Raw genomic sequence first — 13,679 nt, 5'->3', positions numbered from 1 at the left:
ATCAACCCGCCTCCATCTCCTTGCGGTAGCTTTTCACCTTTGCGAGGAACTGGCGCTTCTCCTTGCCGGAGAGGGGTTCCGCCATCGGCAGCTTGACCTTCATGGCATCCACCGGACGGTTGTTGATCCGCACCTCGTAGTGCAGGTGGGCACCGGTGGAGCGGCCCGTGTTGCCGGAGAGCGCGATCTTGTCCCCCATCTTCACCCTCTGACCCGGTTTCACCAGCAGCTTGCTCAGGTGCAGGTAACGGGTCGTCAGGGTACGGCCATGCTTGATGACCACATAGGTACCGGCCAGCGGGTGGCGGGTGGCCTTGAGCACGACACCGTCCCCGGTCGCCATGACGGCCGTCCCGACCGGCAGGGCAAAGTCGGTCCCCTCATGAGGGCGCACCTGACCCGTGATGGGGTGGCGTCGTGCCGGGTTAAAGTTGGAGCTGACGCGATAGCGGCTGTGGGTCGGGTAACGACGGAAACCGCGCTCCAGGCTGTTCGCCTGACCGTCATAATAGTTGCCATCCTCGGACAACCAGGCGGACACCGCCTTGCCCTGGCTGAGCACTTCGACCCCCAGCAACTGGGTGTTGCCCGTGCTCTTGCCCTCGACCGTCTCCTGTCTCACCAGCACCTTGAACTTGTCGCCCTTTTTCAAATCCTTGGCAAAGTTCATGCGCCACTGGAACAGGTTGGCGATCTTCTGGATGTGATTCGCCGGGATCCCTGCGTTGCGGGCACTAACGTAGAAGCTGCCATTGATGACACCCTCATAGCTCTTCTGCTGCCACTCCACCTCTTCGTTGAGCATGTTGGCGCTGTAGGAGTCATCCGTGCGCTCCAGCACCAGGGTCTGCTTGATGTTCAGGCGGATCTTGAGCTGCTGCAGTATGTTGTCCTGATCGATCAGCAACTCTATGGTCTGACCGGGTTTGAGGCGAGCCAGATTGTTCTTGGCATCCGCATCCAGCACCTTGTAGAGGGTGGTGGTGGACAGCCCCAGGTTGTTGAAGATGGTGGTGAGAGTTTCGCCGTTTCGTACCCGGTAATCCTGCCACTGGGGGGTGACATCGGCCGGAATGTCATCATCCGGAGCCGCAGCCTCCACCAACTCGTGATCCGGGATGTCGTTGAAGTCGGTGTTGTCTTCGTTGGTGGCCGTGCCTGTCGTGGCGATCGGCAATTCCAGACGCAGTGGCCGCTCCAGGATGTCACCCGGAGCTGGCAATACGGCTACTGCTGACAGCGTCATGGCCGTGAGCAATAGCATGGCGTAAAAGTGTTTGCGGGGAACCGGGGGTTCCCAGTTGGCAGCCTGCGCTACCAAGGGACGGAGACGTTTCATCCGCTATCCTGTTATTAGATCTAAGGGTGGTTGTGGGTCTGTCTTTATAAATTTTTATTATGAAAATCGAATATCTGGGTGTTAGACCTAAATACTTACAAAAAGTTCATACCTACATGCACGAAACTCACATTTTATGCATAACCTTCCAGCATGGGCAGAAATGATCGTCGTTTTGGGCCATTTTTTTCTATTTTTAAGAACCCTGTCCGGTTGCGTGGCCCCCTGGCCTCGCACATGTTGCAAAAACATTTCCATGGAGTGGGTATGTCATTGGCAAAATTGTTAAACATCATCATTGTGGTTCTGTTCGCCATCGGTGCCGCCTTGCTGCTGCTGCTGGAGATCACCACGGTCCGGCAATCTATTCTCGACCAGATGTCCGCCAATCTTGAGACCTCCATCACGGCGCTCGGTCTGGTGCTGCAGGGCTCCCTGCTCAATGATGACAAAGTCCTCGCGGAAACCATCGTCAACGCCATGTTCGACGGTGGGTTTGTCAGCTCCGTCGTCTTGCTGGATCCGGATGGCCAGCCGTTGTTCCAGAGGGTGTTCCACTCCGCACAGCAGAACGTGCCGAGCTGGCTCCCCTCCCTGGTCCACATGCCACCGGTCAAGGTGGAGCAGGAGCTGACCGATGGTTGGCGGATCCTCGGCACCCTCACTCTGGAAGGGCACGAGGGATATGCCTACCAGCACCTGTGGAATGCCATCAGCCGCACCGGGCTCGCACTGCTCGCCGGTGTGCTGGTCTTTACCCTCATCATCACCTGGGTATGCCATCGCCTGCTGCGCCCGCTCGAACAAGTCAGCCTGCAACTGACGCAGCTTCGCCAACGCCAGTTCAGCGGCAGTCTGCCCACTCCCTGGCTGCGCGAATTGAAGGAGGTCGTCGCGTCCATCAACCAGCTGGTCTCGGAACGCAAACGGGATCTGCTGCAACAACGGCTCAAGATCACCCAGCTCGGCAAGCAGGTCACCCCGTCAGCCCATCAGAAGTTGACGGGATTGACCGACACCGCAGGTGACATGTACCTGCAACACTTCGTCTCCACCCAGGGCAGCATCAGGCTATATAGCCGGCTCCTGCCCAAGCATCCCCCCGGCACGGACAGCTCGCCCGACGAGATCCGGTCCCTGATCCACGACTGGCTTGCCCAGAAGGCGGAGGGGCTCCAGCTGCCTCTCAGTCTGCTCAGCCATCCCGACTGGGCACAGTTCGCGCCCGTGCTGGCCGGCGCCAGGGGCAGGACCCTGGACTGGCGCTGGGATCTGCCAGCCTTTCCTGCCCTCGCCGAGGAGCGACTGGATACACTGCGAGCCCAAGGCGTCGAGATGGCCTTCAGCAATGTGCCGATGAGCAACGACAACCTGGCCAGGCTCGACCCCGTCAGGCCCGTCTTCATCTGCTGCCAGCTGACCCAGGCCCCCCTCTACTGGAACCTGCTCTCCCAGTGCCTCCATGCTTCCGGCTATACCCTGCTCGCCGAAGCCAGCGAGGTGAGCGACGTGGACACCCTGCGCAACTGGGGCATCGATGGTTATGCCCAGGAGGCCGTATGAGAACCCCGCTGCTGTTGCTGGCCCTGCTGTGGCAACCCGGTCTGCATGCCGCCATGCTGACCATAGGCACGGGGGGCGAGCAGGGCATCTATTACCAGGTCATCAAGGAGTTCTGCCGGCTGGCCCAAAAGAGTGACCCCGGGTCGCAATGCAAGCCGCAGGCCAGTTCGGGTTCCATCGAAAATCTGCACCTGCTGCAGACAGGTGACATACCCTACGCCCTCGTCCAGTCCGACTGGCTTTATTAAGCCAGCAACGGAACCGGGCCTTTCGCCCAAAAACCCCAACCCGAATTGCGGACGCTCTTCGCCACCCACGCCGAGCCCTTCACCATAGTGGTGCGAGCCGATGGGGATATCACCACCTTGGCACAGCTCAAGCTCGCGCCCATCGACATGGGGCTGAAACACTCGGGCACTCGCCAGACGGCATTGGCACTGTTCAATGCACTGGGCACCAGAGAGCAGGACCTCGACCTGAAGAGCGTGGCCAATCTTTCCGAAGCACTGTGCAGCAAGCAGATCGATGCCTATGGGCTGGTGATGGGACACCCCAACCGGATCGTCTTGGAGACCGCGAAACGCTGCGCCATCCGCTTCCTGCCGATCGAGGGGGAAACGCGGGACCAGCTGCTCAAGGGGGTCAAATATTATCAGCGCAGCCAGGTGCCGGCGCGTATCTATCCCGGCAACCTCAAGGCAACCCCGACCTTTGCCATCGCCGCCACCCTGGTGACCAATGCCGCCACGCCAGACGAAGATGTCTATCGCCTGACCAAAGCCATGCTGAGCCGGCAAACCAGTTTCAACGAGCAGACCTACGGCTACGCCAACCTGTTCCACAAGGCCCGCAACAAGGTGGGTCCGGTGCTGAGCGTCACCCAGCATCCGGGAGCAGCAAAATACTTCGAGGAGTTGAAGGCGGCAGGCAAGCTATAGCTGGCGGCGGGGAGTGCGCAGATGGTCGCTGGAGAAGCGGCTCTGCATCGAGGTCCACTGGGTCAGGCGATCGGCACTCCCCGCCAGCGTCCCATCACGGCGTGACTTCATGATCCAGATGCTCCTGGCATCGAAACTGTAGACAGGTTGCAGATCTGTACGCTGACTGCCCGGCAAGATGCGGCCATTGATGTTGTCGAGCACCATGGGATCGGACTTGGTCGTCGCGAAATAGAGCGTCACCATATGAAACTGGTTGTAACGGATCGCCTTCACATAGGCCAGCCGCAGTTTCTTCTCGTCGACGCCGAGCTCCATCAGGGTGTAGTACTTGGAGATGCTGTAATCCTCGCAATCCCCCCCCCGGGCACCGATAAACTCCAGCGGATTGGCCCAGTAGTCCTCTTCTCCCCACAGCCTGGGATCTTCGCTGTACGTCAGATTGTTGAAGTAGTTGTTGACCAGCTCCAGCTTCTGCTGGTCCGTCGTACCAGCCCTTGGCGTGAGCAGGCGAGAAAAGGCTTCGGCTCGCTGGATAGCCCTTGCCCCATAGACGGCCTGCATCTTTGCCTTGAGCTCGGGGCTGACAACGTGCTTGGAGAGACGAGACGCCTGCACGTTGCCCAGCAGGGCCAACGTGCAGACGGGAACTAACCACCATTTCATAACAGACACTCCATGTCGGATGCTGGAGGTCAGTATAGTTGGCAGTGACAGTCCTATCAGAAATGTCGGGCGTGGCTCAACGACACTGGGCGAAGGCGTCGGCCAGCTGCTGCATGAACTGCGGATAGGCATCCGGGCCGAGCGGCACCTGCTCGCCCACCTCATCCAGCAACAGCACCTTGGCCCCGGTGTTGCGGGCGACCGACTCGATCACCGCCGGCGAGAATTGTGGCTCCGCATAGATGCAGCTCGCCTTCTTCTCTTCCAGCGCCTTGCGGATCTCCACCAGAGTCTTGGCGCCGGGGCGACGCTCCGGACTCACAGTGAAGTGCCCCCTGGAGCTCATGCCGTAGTGGCGTTCCCAGTAGCCATAGGCTTCGTGAAACACGAAATAGCCCTTCTGGTTGACCACCTTCATCTGCTCGGCGATCACCTTGTCCCTGGCATCTACCTTGTGCTCGAACGCCGCGAGGTTGGCGGCATAACGAGCCTGGTTGGCCGGATCCAGTTTGCCCAGCTCGGTCGCGATCGCCCTGGCGATCACCTTGGCCTGGGTCGGACCCAGCCAGAGATGGGGATCCACCCCTTCGTGATGGTGCCCCTCGTGCCCTTCGTCATGGTCACCCTGCTCATGGGCACCATGCTCGTGGTCATCATGATCATGGTCGTCGTGATTCGCCTGGGTGGCGTAGTTGAACAGGGGCATGCCCGGCACCTGGGTCAGAGTCAGGGCATGGGGATGCCTTGCCAGTGGCTTGGCCATGAAACCTTCCAGTTCAGGGCCAACCCACACCACCAGGCCGGCGTCGTTGATGCTGCGGATGTCGGAAGGACGCAGGGAAAAATCGTGGGGGGAGGCGCCGGTCGGCAGCAACACCGTGGGCTCGCTCACGCCGTCGGTGATCGCCGCCGCGATGAAGCCGAGGGGCTTGATGGTGGTCAGCACCTCGAGGGCACGGACAGGCAGGCTCACCGCCAGCAGGGCAGTGATCAGGGCAAGAATTCGCATAGGGGTCTCGTCAGGGAGTGTGTGTGTGATAATATAACAAACCAACATCGCTGTTATATTATAACTCTCACAGGCTGTAAACCCCGGAGCTGTCATGACCCAACTGGTGGAGCTGAAAGAGGTCTGTCTGTCGTTTGACGGGCGATCCGTGCTCGACAAGGTCTCCTTTACCCTGAACAAAGGCAAAATCACCACCCTAGTCGGCCCCAACGGCGCGGGCAAGAGCACCCTGAGCAAACTGGTGCTGGGCCTGCTCACACCTGATTCCGGCAAGATCACCCGCCGCCGCGATCTGCGGGTCGGTTATGTGCCCCAGCGCCTCTACCTGGATCCCACCCTGCCGCTGACGGTGCGCCGCTTCCTGCAGCTTGGCAAGAATGGCCGCCTCTCCATCGAGGAGGCCCTGACCCGGGTCGGCGCCCAGGATCTGCTGGACAACCGGATGCAGAAGCTCTCCGGCGGCGAGATGCAGCGAGTGCTGCTGGCCCGCGCCCTGCTGGTGAAACCCGAGCTGCTGGTGCTGGACGAGCCGGTGCAAGGGGTGGACATCACGGGCCAGATCGAGCTCTACGCCCTCATCAGCCAGCTCGCCGCCGAGTTCCACTGCGCCGTGCTGATGGTCTCCCACGACCTGCACCTGGTGATGGCCAGCACCCACGAGGTGATCTGTCTCAATCGCCACGTCTGCTGCCACGGCGAGCCGGAGAGCGTGGCCCGCCACCCCGAGTTCGCCCGCCTGTTCGGCCGGCCGGAGCGGGAAGTCCTCGCGGTCTACACCCACCATCACCACTGCGATGGCGAACATCACCACCATGAACCGCAGGCCCCCGTCATCCGCCTGCCCTCTCGCAACAAATAGGATCACCCCGTGGACAGCTTTCTGTTATACGCCCTCGCGGCCGGCCTCGGCATCGCCCTGCTGGCAGGCCCTCTCGGCAGCTTCGTGGTCTGGCGCAAGATGGCCTATTTTGGCGACACCCTCTCCCACGCCTGCCTGTTCGGCATCGCGCTCGGCATCCTGCTGCAGGTGGATCTGACCCTGGCTGTGGTGGTCTGCTGCCTCGCCATGGCCATGCTGCTGGTGATCATGAGCCGCAACCAGCAGGTGGCCACCGATACCCTGCTCGGCATCCTGGCCCACAGCGCCCTGTCGCTCGGCCTGGTCACGCTGAGCTTCATGGACAACGTGCGGGTGGATCTCATGGCCTACCTGTTCGGCGACCTGCTCTCGGTGCAGCCCATGGACCTGCTCTGGATCTACGGCGGCGGCGCCCTGGTGCTGCTCACCCTGTGGCGGCTGTGGGATCCCCTGCTCTCCATGACCATCTCGGAGGAGCTGGCCCGGGTGGAAGGGGTTCGGGTGGATGTGCTGCGCTGCGTGCTGATGCTGCTGATAGGCCTGGTCATCGCGGTGGCGATGAAGTTTGTCGGGGCACTGATCATCACCTCGCTCCTGATCATTCCCGCCGCCACCGCCCGCCGTTTCAGCCAGACGCCGGAGCAGATGGCCGGCTTTGCCGCCCTGATCGGGTGCCTGGCGGTGCTGGGGGGGCTCTCGCTCTCCTGGTATCAGGACACGCCGGCCGGTCCGTCTGTCGTGGTCTGTGCCACCAGCCTGTTTGTGCTGAGCCAGTTCAAGCGCACCTGATCCGGTTCACCCTCTCCTGAACGGCTCATTCTCCCCGGGACGCAGGCTCGCCTGCGCCTCCTGCCAGAGCCACTGGCGCAACCGGCTGATGGCGGGCTCATGGGCCCGCGAGCGCTTGCAGACGAAATAGAAGTTGTCACCGGTCTCGAGTGCATGCAGCGGTAGCCGCACCAGGCCGGGGTCTTCCGGGCGCAGCATGTAATCGTTGATGAGCGCTACCCCCTGATCCCAGCTGGCCGCCTCCAGCGCCAGCAGGATATGGCTGAAGTGGTGCATCCGCGCCTCGGGGGGGATGCTCAGCCCGCCCACCTCGGCCCAGCGCCGCCAGTCCTCCCCCTTCTCCCGGTAGATCGCCTGGATGGAGAGCAGCGGCAACTGCCACAGGGCCGCGGGCCACTCCCCCTCCACCTGCTGCCACAGGCGACGGCTGCACACCGGCATCAGCCGCTCCCGGTAGAGCAGGTCGTGCAGATAGCCCGGCCCCTCGGGGGAGACGGTGATGAAGCCGTCCGCCACCCGGTCGGAGAGCTCGGGGTCTTCCGCCACCATCTCCAGGCTGAGATCCAGCTCGGGATGGAGCTGGCGCAACCCTGCCAGGCGCGGGATCAGCCACTTCACCGCGAAGGAACTGTAGACAGCGAGCCGCACCCGCATCTCGCCGCCGCCGCGCAACTGCTCGCTGCTCTGGGCGATCTGGCCGAGCCCGGCGGAGATCCCCTCGAAGTAGACCTCCCCCTGGGGCGTCAGCGACAACAGCCGGCCCTGGCGCAGCAGCAGCCGCTCCCCCAGAAAATCCTCCAGCAGGCGGATCTGGTGGCTCACCGCGCTCTGGCTGACGTTGAGCTCCTGGGCGGCGCGGGAGAAGCTCAGCAGGCGGGCAACCACCTCGAAATATTGCACCGCACGGAGGGGAGGCAGCTTCATTATCCAAAATTCTCATGCATGGTGATTTTTTATCATTTTACTGGATAACTGAGGGCGGGCTACCCTCCTCTCATCTGAATCTGGAGGTGGTATGAACGCAGTCGGAATAGGCATCCTCTATCTGGTGCTGGGCAACATGGTGGCGGTCTTTTCCGATGCACTGGTCAAGGTGCTGGAGCCGGATCAGCCCCTCTTCCAGTTCGTCTTCTTCCGCCAGCTCTCCGCCGCCCTGCTGCTCGCCCCCTGGCTGCTCTGGTCCTGGCGTCGCCACCCGCCGGTGGCCCTCAAGTGGCATCTGCTGCGGGCCCACATCTGGGCCATCGGCGTCTGCCTGATGGTGGTCGCCCTCACCCGGTTGCCGCTTGCCACCGCCAACGCCCTCTTTTATGCAGCGCCGCTCCTGATGGTGCCGCTCGCGGTCTGGCTGGCGGGGGAGGCGTTGTCGCGCCAGAAGGTGCTGACGGCGCTGCTCGGCTTTGTCGGGGTGCTCATCGTGCTGCGCCCGACGGAGGTGAACTGGGCCGCCCTGGCGGCGCTCGGGGTCGCCCTCTCCCTGGCGCTCAACAACCTGCTGATCAAGCGGATCCCGCTCCAGCAGCCCATCGCCCAGACCCTGTTTTTCACCAACGTGCTGAGCATGCCCCTCATCCTGGCGCTGGCCTGGTGGGAAGGGGGAGAGTGGCAGTGGCAGATGTGGTGGCCCGCCTTCGGCTCCTCGGCGCTGATCATGGTCTACGCGGGGCTGTGCGTGATGGCCTATCGCAAGGCGGAGGCGAGCAAGATCGCCTCGGCAGAGTACACCGGGCTGCTGATGGCGGTCGCCATCGGGGTCTGGCTGTTTGACGAGCAACCAGGCCTGCCGCTGCTGCTGGGGTGCCTGTGCATCATACTGCCGCTCATCGCCATGGCCCGCAAACCCAAGCCCCAGGCCGAACCGGCGCTCTAGGAGACACGGTTTATCCCAAGAGCGGGGCGACCCTCTGTTGCAGATGGGGGACGACCTCCTGCTCGAACCAGGGATTCTTCTTGAGCCAGAGGGTGTTGCGCGGGGACGGGTGCGGTAGCGGCAACCAGGCCGGGCCATAGTCCGTCCAGTGTCGCACCGTCTCGGTGAGGGATCCCCTGGCCGCCTTGCCCAGGTAGTAGGCTTGCGCGTACTGGCCGATAAGCAGGGTCAGCTCGATATTGGGCAACAGCATCAGCACCTTGTCGTGCCAGGTGGGGGCACACTCGGGCCTGGGGGGCAGATCCCCCGACTTGCCCCGGCCGGGGTAGCAGAGCCCCATGGGCATGATGGCGATGCGGGATTCGTCGTAGAAGACGCTCTTGTCCACTCCGAGCCACTGGCGCAAGCGATCCCCCGAGGGGTCGTCCCAGGGAATGCCGCTGGCATGGACCCGGGTCCCCGGGGCCTGGCCGATGATCAGCAGACGGGCGCGCTCGCTACCGCGGATCACCGGCCTCGGTCCCAGGGGGAGGTGAGCCTCGCACAGGCGGCAGGCCCGGATCTGTTCAAACAGGGAGTCGAGTCGGTTCATGGCCGGATAGTAACAGAGTTTTCCCCCGCTCCCGCTTGTGAAAGTGTCAGCGGATACTTATCATGCAGCCGCCATTGTTTAGTTTAATAAACGGAGAGAGATGAAGAACTGGATGGGCACCGGCAGCGCGGCCCTCTCATTCGTGCTGTGGGGCATGCTGCCCCTCTATTACCAGTTCATGCCCGAGATCAACATGTGGGAGCTGCTCTCCCACCGGGTGCTCTGGTCCGTGGTGCTGCTGGCCGGCCTGTTCCTGCTGCTCGGTCACCGGGTGCCCTGGGCGACCCTGCGCGGCGAACCCCGCCAGCTCGGCCTCATCCTGCTGGCCGGCCCCGTCATGTCCATCAGCTGGTGCATGTTCACCTGGTGTCTGACCACGGGTCAGGTGCTGGCCACCAGCCTCGCCTTCTTCATGACGCCCCTGTTCAACATCGCCTTTGCCGTCCTCTTCCTGAAAGAGAGACTCACCCCGCAGAAGCATCTGGCGGTGGCCCTGGCACTGGCGGGGCTCGCCTACATGCTGTTCTCCTACGGCCAGCTGCCCTGGTTCTCCCTCATCATGGGGGCCAACTTCGCCCTCTATGGCCTCATCAAGAAGCAGGTGAAGCTGGACGCCGGCAGCAGCCTCTATCTCGAATCCCTGGTGCAGCTACCCGTCGCCCTTCTCATCATCGGCTGGCTCTCCCTGTACGGCGCCAGCCAGTTCATGGCCGGTGACTGGACCGAGCGACTGCTGCTCATGGGCAGCGCCCCCGCCACCCTGCTGCCGGTCGGCCTGTTCTGCTACGCCGTGACGCGCACTCCCATGAGCACGGTGGGGCTGCTGCAATACATAGAGCCGAGCCTCGCCTTCCTGCTCGCCATCTTCTGGTTTGGCGAGATCCCGGATCCGGTGAAATCCGTGGGCTTTGCCTTCGTCTGGGCCGGCCTGCTGGTCAGCCTGCTCCCCCTGCACCGGCTCCGGCGCCAGCGGGCCGGGTGGCGAGCGTCATGACCGCCACCCCGTCATCCCGCTGGTTTGTCTATCTGGTGCGCACCGGCGCAGGGGCACTCTATGCGGGGATCAGCACGGATCCCGAACGGCGCCTGCGCCAGCACCAGAGCGGCAAGGGGGCACGTGCCTTGCGCGGCAAGGGGCCCCTCTCCCTGGTGTGGCAGCAGGAAGTCCAGGGCAAGGGGGAGGCACTGCGCCTCGAGTACCGCCTCAAGCAGCAGAGCAAGGCGTTCAAGGAGCGTCTGGTGCTCAATCCCGCGCAATGGCACGACTGGAGCCAGTTATGGCTAAACGCCCCCGCCGAGCCCGTGTCGGCTCCCCAGGCTAACTGACGTCACCGCCCCAAGGCTCGCGATTCCCCTCACCCGCCCCATGAAAAAGGCCACCGCAAGCGGTGGCCGAAAAGTATCAGGGAGGCTTAACGGTAGGTGTTCGACTGCTTGCGCCTGTTGCTGAGCAACCAGCACACCACCAGCACCAGCAACAACCAGGGCGCCAGCTTGATGATGAGGGCAAACATGCCGGCCAGGGCGCCAAACAGCACGAAGACCCCGCTCACCAGCAGCATGGCCAGCACGGTGAATCCGGTCAGCGCCATGCCGATCAGCACCAGTATCAAGACGATAAATTCCAGCATGTTGTGCTCCTCACAGGTGTGCACTTGCCGGCGGGACGGATCCGGGGATCACTCCAGCCAGCGCTTCAATTCACGACGGGGCGGCATGACGAGCACCGCCAGCAGATAGAGGGCCAGGGCCAGCGGTGGCATCAGGATCAGGGTGAGCAGGGCCACCACCCGCACCGTCACCCTGGAGATCCCGAGCCCCTTGGCCAGACCGGCGCAGACGCCGGTCAGCTTGCGATGGGCCAGGTCCTTGGGCCAGGGAGTCATGATCACGCCTCCGCCTTGTGGCCTTTCAGGCGGGCCAGCTCCCGCTCAATCTCGTCGTTCAGCTCCAGCTCGCGGAACTGGGCCTCGAGGGACGGATTCTGCCCCAGGGTCGCCGCCTCCAGTTGCGCCTCCAGCTGATCGACCCGGTTCTGGAAACCGTCGAAACGGGCCACCAGCTCGTGCATGCGCTGGTTGTCCACCTGGGCGCGGGCACGAAGGCGGCTGTGGGCGGTCTGCTCCCGCAGGGTCAGCAGCTTCTGCTTCTCCCGCGCTTCGGTCAGCTTGGCCGCCAGCCGCTCGCTGTCGGCGGTGAGCTGGGCCAGCACCTCGGCCACCCGGACCTTGTCCTCTTCCAGCCGTTCGCACTGCTTCACCTCGGCCAGCTTCTCGGTGAGGGCGGCGCGGGCGAGATCTTCCCGGCCTTTCTGGATGGCGAGCTCGGCCTTGGCCGACCACTCCTGGATCTGGTGGCGCAGCGCCTGCTGATGGCGCTCCAGCTGCTTCTGTTCGGCGATGACGCGGGCGGCCTGGGTACGCATCTCGATCTGGACCTGCTCCATCTCCTCGATCATCAGCCGCAGCATCTTCTCCGGCTCTTCGCTCTTGTCGAGCAGGCTGTGCAGGTTGGCATTGATCACGTCGGTCAGGCGGCTGAATACGCTCATGGTCTGGCTCCTTGTTGATGGGATGACACTCTCTTCCCATGACATTACAAGAGCCGTGCCAAGATAAATTATTGTTGTTTTACATATAGATATGAATCACACGCTCGCTACCCGCCGGCCTGATGTGGTGAAAAACACCACCTGAGTGGCGATATTTACCAACAAAAAAGGGAGCCCCTGGCTCCCTCTTTTTTCTGTCAGCTGTGGCTGGCTCAGGCCGCCGGGCGGTGACCCAGCTTGCCGTCCAGCTCCGCCAGCTTGGCTTCCATCTGCGCCCGGCAGGTGTCGGAGAGCTCGCGAATGCCAGCGGCGCCGTGCTCCTTGGAGCACAGGGGAGGCAGCATCTCCAGCAACACCTCGCCGTTATCCCAGCGGTTCAGATCCACCTGGCCGAAATAGCTGGAGCAGACGATGGGCACCACGGGCACCTCGGCCTGGACGGCGGTATGGAAGGCACCGGCCTTGAACGGCAGCAGACCGCGCCCCTGGGAGCGGGTCCCCTCCGGGAACATCCAGATGGAAGTGCCACGCGCCTTGATGCGATCCACCACCTGGCCTATGGTGCCGATGGCGCGGGAGCGGTTGGAGCGGTCGATCAGCACGTTGCCGGAGAGCCAGAAGATGAGGCCGAAGAAGGGCAGCCACAGCAGGCTCTTCTTGCCCACCGCCACCACGCCGGGTCGCACCGCACCGGTCACGGTGAAGATGTCGAAGTTGCTCTGGTGGTTGCAGACATAGACCGCCGGACCTACCGACTTGACCTCGTCCGGAATGGTGACCCGCACCTTGAGCCCGATGAGGGGGCAGACCGCGTGGTACATGCGGGCAAAGACATAGACGTTGTTCGGATGGCGCGGGCGCACCAGACAGAGCAACAGGCCAAAGACGAACCAGAAGACGAGCAGCAGGGCCAGCAGCAGCACACGGGCAAGTTTGAGCATCGAACACCTCGAAATGTGATTCGGCGCAGTATACTGGTCCCCCTTTTAGCGAACAAGCGTTCGCCAGACAGAACCGACCAGCCCCGGACGGCCATCCGCACCCCGACTTGCCCCTCCCGCCATTGGCCGTTAGGATGTGCCCATCTTGATGAACGGGGCGAGCATGATTCACCAACAACGCGTGGCGAAACGACTCCTGCTGCTGGTCTGCCTGCTGGTGCTCAACTGCGCTGCCCAGCCGCTGGCCCGGCTCGCCCTGCTCGATCAGGCCATCGGCTGCCAGATCCAGCTCACCCAGGTGACGGACGACAAGCAGGCCGATGCCAGCCCCAGTCCGCACCCCACCAGCTGCCAGCTCAACGGCAAGTGGCTGAGCGCCGCCACCCTGCTCAGCGTCGAACAGCTGTTCTTCGCGGTGGCACTGGTGGTCGCCCTGCTGGCACCGCTCTGGCGATACGTCCCCCCTCTGCCCCCGCCCAGGGTCATCTCCCCGCCCGAGCGGCGTCTTCATCTCACCCTCTGCGTCTGGCGGGAATGAGTTCGACGGTTTCTCTCATCCACC

16 protein-coding genes and 1 pseudogene are annotated in these 13,679 nt (G+C 63.0%); 8 read left to right on the top strand and 9 right to left on the bottom strand.

All coding sequences use genetic code 11. The features are described from left to right. Window position 1: 1 nt before the first annotated feature. Window positions 2-1,339, bottom strand: a complete 1,338-nt coding sequence (mepM, locus tag J9885_RS10930; RefSeq protein ID WP_210549454.1) for a murein DD-endopeptidase MepM — start codon at window positions 1,337-1,339, stop codon at window positions 2-4. A 267-nt stretch (window positions 1,340-1,606) separates the two neighbouring features. On the opposite strand from mepM, the gene J9885_RS10925 reads away from it, so the two are divergent. Both J9885_RS10925 and J9885_RS10920 read left to right on the top strand, forming a co-directional pair. Beyond that, window positions 1,607-2,902, top strand: coding sequence for a LapD/MoxY N-terminal periplasmic domain-containing protein (locus J9885_RS10925; protein WP_210549453.1), 1,296 nt, complete (start codon window positions 1,607-1,609; stop codon window positions 2,900-2,902). After that, window positions 2,899-3,840: pseudogene (locus J9885_RS10920) on the top strand (TAXI family TRAP transporter solute-binding subunit). The gene J9885_RS10925 and the pseudogene J9885_RS10920 overlap by 4 nt, the downstream one beginning before the upstream one ends. On the opposite strand, the gene J9885_RS10915 reads toward J9885_RS10920, so the two are convergent. After that, a complete protein-coding gene (locus J9885_RS10915; RefSeq protein WP_043809034.1) occupies window positions 3,835-4,506 on the bottom strand; it encodes a transglutaminase-like cysteine peptidase in 672 nt (223 codons plus the stop codon). The pseudogene J9885_RS10920 and the gene J9885_RS10915 sit on opposite strands and share 6 nt — an antisense overlap. 76 nt (window positions 4,507-4,582) lie before the next feature. Continuing rightward, window positions 4,583-5,515, bottom strand: coding sequence for a zinc ABC transporter substrate-binding protein ZnuA (gene znuA / locus J9885_RS10910; protein ID WP_210549452.1), 933 nt, complete (start codon window positions 5,513-5,515; stop codon window positions 4,583-4,585). A 94-nt stretch (window positions 5,516-5,609) separates the two neighbouring features. Between znuA and znuC the strand changes: the two genes are divergently transcribed. After that, window positions 5,610-6,374, top strand: a complete 765-nt coding sequence (znuC, locus tag J9885_RS10905; RefSeq protein WP_043757349.1) for a zinc ABC transporter ATP-binding protein ZnuC — start codon at window positions 5,610-5,612, stop codon at window positions 6,372-6,374. 9 nt (window positions 6,375-6,383) lie between these two features. Beyond that, window positions 6,384-7,163 carry a zinc ABC transporter permease subunit ZnuB gene (gene znuB, locus J9885_RS10900; RefSeq protein WP_043757346.1) on the top strand — a complete coding sequence of 260 codons (780 nt, stop codon included), beginning with the start codon at window positions 6,384-6,386 and terminating at the stop codon, window positions 7,161-7,163. Between the two features lie 6 nt (window positions 7,164-7,169). Here znuB and J9885_RS10895 read toward each other — a convergent pair whose 3' ends face one another. Continuing rightward, on the bottom strand, window positions 7,170-8,087 hold the full coding sequence (locus J9885_RS10895) for a LysR substrate-binding domain-containing protein (protein WP_210549451.1): 918 nt from the start codon (window positions 8,085-8,087) through the stop codon (window positions 7,170-7,172). A 91-nt stretch (window positions 8,088-8,178) separates the two neighbouring features. On the opposite strand from J9885_RS10895, the gene J9885_RS10890 reads away from it, so the two are divergent. Then, entirely contained in the window at window positions 8,179-9,033 is an 855-nt protein-coding gene (locus J9885_RS10890; RefSeq protein ID WP_043757341.1) for a DMT family transporter, read from the top strand. 10 nt (window positions 9,034-9,043) lie between these two features. On the opposite strand, the gene J9885_RS10885 is transcribed toward J9885_RS10890, so the two are convergent. Then, complete coding sequence (locus J9885_RS10885) at window positions 9,044-9,625, bottom strand: uracil-DNA glycosylase family protein (protein WP_210549450.1); 582 nt, start codon at window positions 9,623-9,625, stop codon at window positions 9,044-9,046. Window positions 9,626-9,725: 100 nt separating this feature from the next. Between J9885_RS10885 and rarD the strand changes: the two genes are divergently transcribed. Together rarD and J9885_RS10875 are read left to right on the top strand one after the other, a co-directional pair. Further along, window positions 9,726-10,619, top strand: a complete 894-nt coding sequence (gene rarD / locus J9885_RS10880; protein WP_210549449.1) for an EamA family transporter RarD — start codon at window positions 9,726-9,728, stop codon at window positions 10,617-10,619. After that, window positions 10,616-10,951 (top strand): GIY-YIG nuclease family protein, encoded by a 336-nt coding sequence (locus tag J9885_RS10875; RefSeq protein WP_210549448.1) that lies wholly within the window; start codon window positions 10,616-10,618, stop codon window positions 10,949-10,951. The genes rarD and J9885_RS10875 overlap by 4 nt, the downstream gene beginning before the upstream one ends. Window positions 10,952-11,037: 86 nt before the next feature. On the opposite strand, the gene pspG is transcribed toward J9885_RS10875, so the two are convergent. From pspG to J9885_RS10855, 4 genes are all read right to left on the bottom strand, one after another. Next, window positions 11,038-11,256 carry an envelope stress response protein PspG gene (gene pspG / locus J9885_RS10870; RefSeq protein WP_043757328.1) on the bottom strand — a complete coding sequence of 73 codons (219 nt, stop codon included), beginning with the start codon at window positions 11,254-11,256 and terminating at the stop codon, window positions 11,038-11,040. A 48-nt stretch (window positions 11,257-11,304) separates the two neighbouring features. Next, window positions 11,305-11,511 carry a PspC domain-containing protein gene (locus tag J9885_RS10865; RefSeq protein WP_043757374.1) on the bottom strand — a complete coding sequence of 69 codons (207 nt, stop codon included), beginning with the start codon at window positions 11,509-11,511 and terminating at the stop codon, window positions 11,305-11,307. 2 nt (window positions 11,512-11,513) lie between these two features. Further along, the gene (gene pspA / locus J9885_RS10860) at window positions 11,514-12,176 is read right to left on the bottom strand and encodes a phage shock protein PspA (RefSeq protein WP_210549447.1); all 663 of its coding nucleotides are present in this window, start codon (window positions 12,174-12,176) and stop codon (window positions 11,514-11,516) included. Between the two features lie 212 nt (window positions 12,177-12,388). Beyond that, entirely contained in the window at window positions 12,389-13,117 is a 729-nt protein-coding gene (locus J9885_RS10855) for a 1-acylglycerol-3-phosphate O-acyltransferase (RefSeq protein WP_043757323.1), read from the bottom strand. A gap of 163 nt (window positions 13,118-13,280) precedes the next feature. Between J9885_RS10855 and J9885_RS10850 the strand changes: the two genes are divergently transcribed. Continuing rightward, the gene (locus J9885_RS10850; RefSeq protein WP_210549446.1) at window positions 13,281-13,655 is read left to right on the top strand and encodes a hypothetical protein; all 375 of its coding nucleotides are present in this window, start codon (window positions 13,281-13,283) and stop codon (window positions 13,653-13,655) included. The last annotated feature ends 24 nt before the right edge of the window (window positions 13,656-13,679 follow it).

The sequence above is a fragment of the Aeromonas sp. SrichE-2G genome (assembly GCF_017939565.1).
GTDB classification, from domain to species: domain Bacteria; phylum Pseudomonadota; class Gammaproteobacteria; order Enterobacterales; family Aeromonadaceae; genus Aeromonas; species Aeromonas taiwanensis.
This window is presented reverse-complemented; position numbering and strand designations above follow the sequence as displayed.

Bases quoted from the DNA above. Each gene is read 5' to 3' on its own strand.
- znuC (WP_043757349.1), top strand. From the start codon at position 5,610: ATGACCCAACTGGTGGAGCTGAAAGAGGTCTGTCTGTCGTTTGACGGG.
- mepM (WP_210549454.1), bottom strand. From the start codon at position 1,339: ATGAAACGTCTCCGTCCCTTGGTAGCGCAGGCTGCCAACTGGGAACCC.
- J9885_RS10915 (WP_043809034.1), bottom strand. From the start codon at position 4,506: ATGAAATGGTGGTTAGTTCCCGTCTGCACGTTGGCCCTGCTGGGCAAC.
- znuA (WP_210549452.1), bottom strand. From the start codon at position 5,515: ATGCGAATTCTTGCCCTGATCACTGCCCTGCTGGCGGTGAGCCTGCCT.
- J9885_RS10850 (WP_210549446.1), top strand. From the start codon at position 13,281: ATGATTCACCAACAACGCGTGGCGAAACGACTCCTGCTGCTGGTCTGC.
- J9885_RS10855 (WP_043757323.1), bottom strand. From the start codon at position 13,117: ATGCTCAAACTTGCCCGTGTGCTGCTGCTGGCCCTGCTGCTCGTCTTC.
- pspA (WP_210549447.1), bottom strand. From the start codon at position 12,176: ATGAGCGTATTCAGCCGCCTGACCGACGTGATCAATGCCAACCTGCAC.
- J9885_RS10895 (WP_210549451.1), bottom strand. From the start codon at position 8,087: ATGAAGCTGCCTCCCCTCCGTGCGGTGCAATATTTCGAGGTGGTTGCC.
- rarD (WP_210549449.1), top strand. From the start codon at position 9,726: ATGAAGAACTGGATGGGCACCGGCAGCGCGGCCCTCTCATTCGTGCTG.
- pspG (WP_043757328.1), bottom strand. From the start codon at position 11,256: ATGCTGGAATTTATCGTCTTGATACTGGTGCTGATCGGCATGGCGCTG.
- J9885_RS10890 (WP_043757341.1), top strand. From the start codon at position 8,179: ATGAACGCAGTCGGAATAGGCATCCTCTATCTGGTGCTGGGCAACATG.
- J9885_RS10875 (WP_210549448.1), top strand. From the start codon at position 10,616: ATGACCGCCACCCCGTCATCCCGCTGGTTTGTCTATCTGGTGCGCACC.
- J9885_RS10925 (WP_210549453.1), top strand. From the start codon at position 1,607: ATGTCATTGGCAAAATTGTTAAACATCATCATTGTGGTTCTGTTCGCC.
- J9885_RS10885 (WP_210549450.1), bottom strand. From the start codon at position 9,625: ATGAACCGACTCGACTCCCTGTTTGAACAGATCCGGGCCTGCCGCCTG.
- J9885_RS10865 (WP_043757374.1), bottom strand. From the start codon at position 11,511: ATGACTCCCTGGCCCAAGGACCTGGCCCATCGCAAGCTGACCGGCGTC.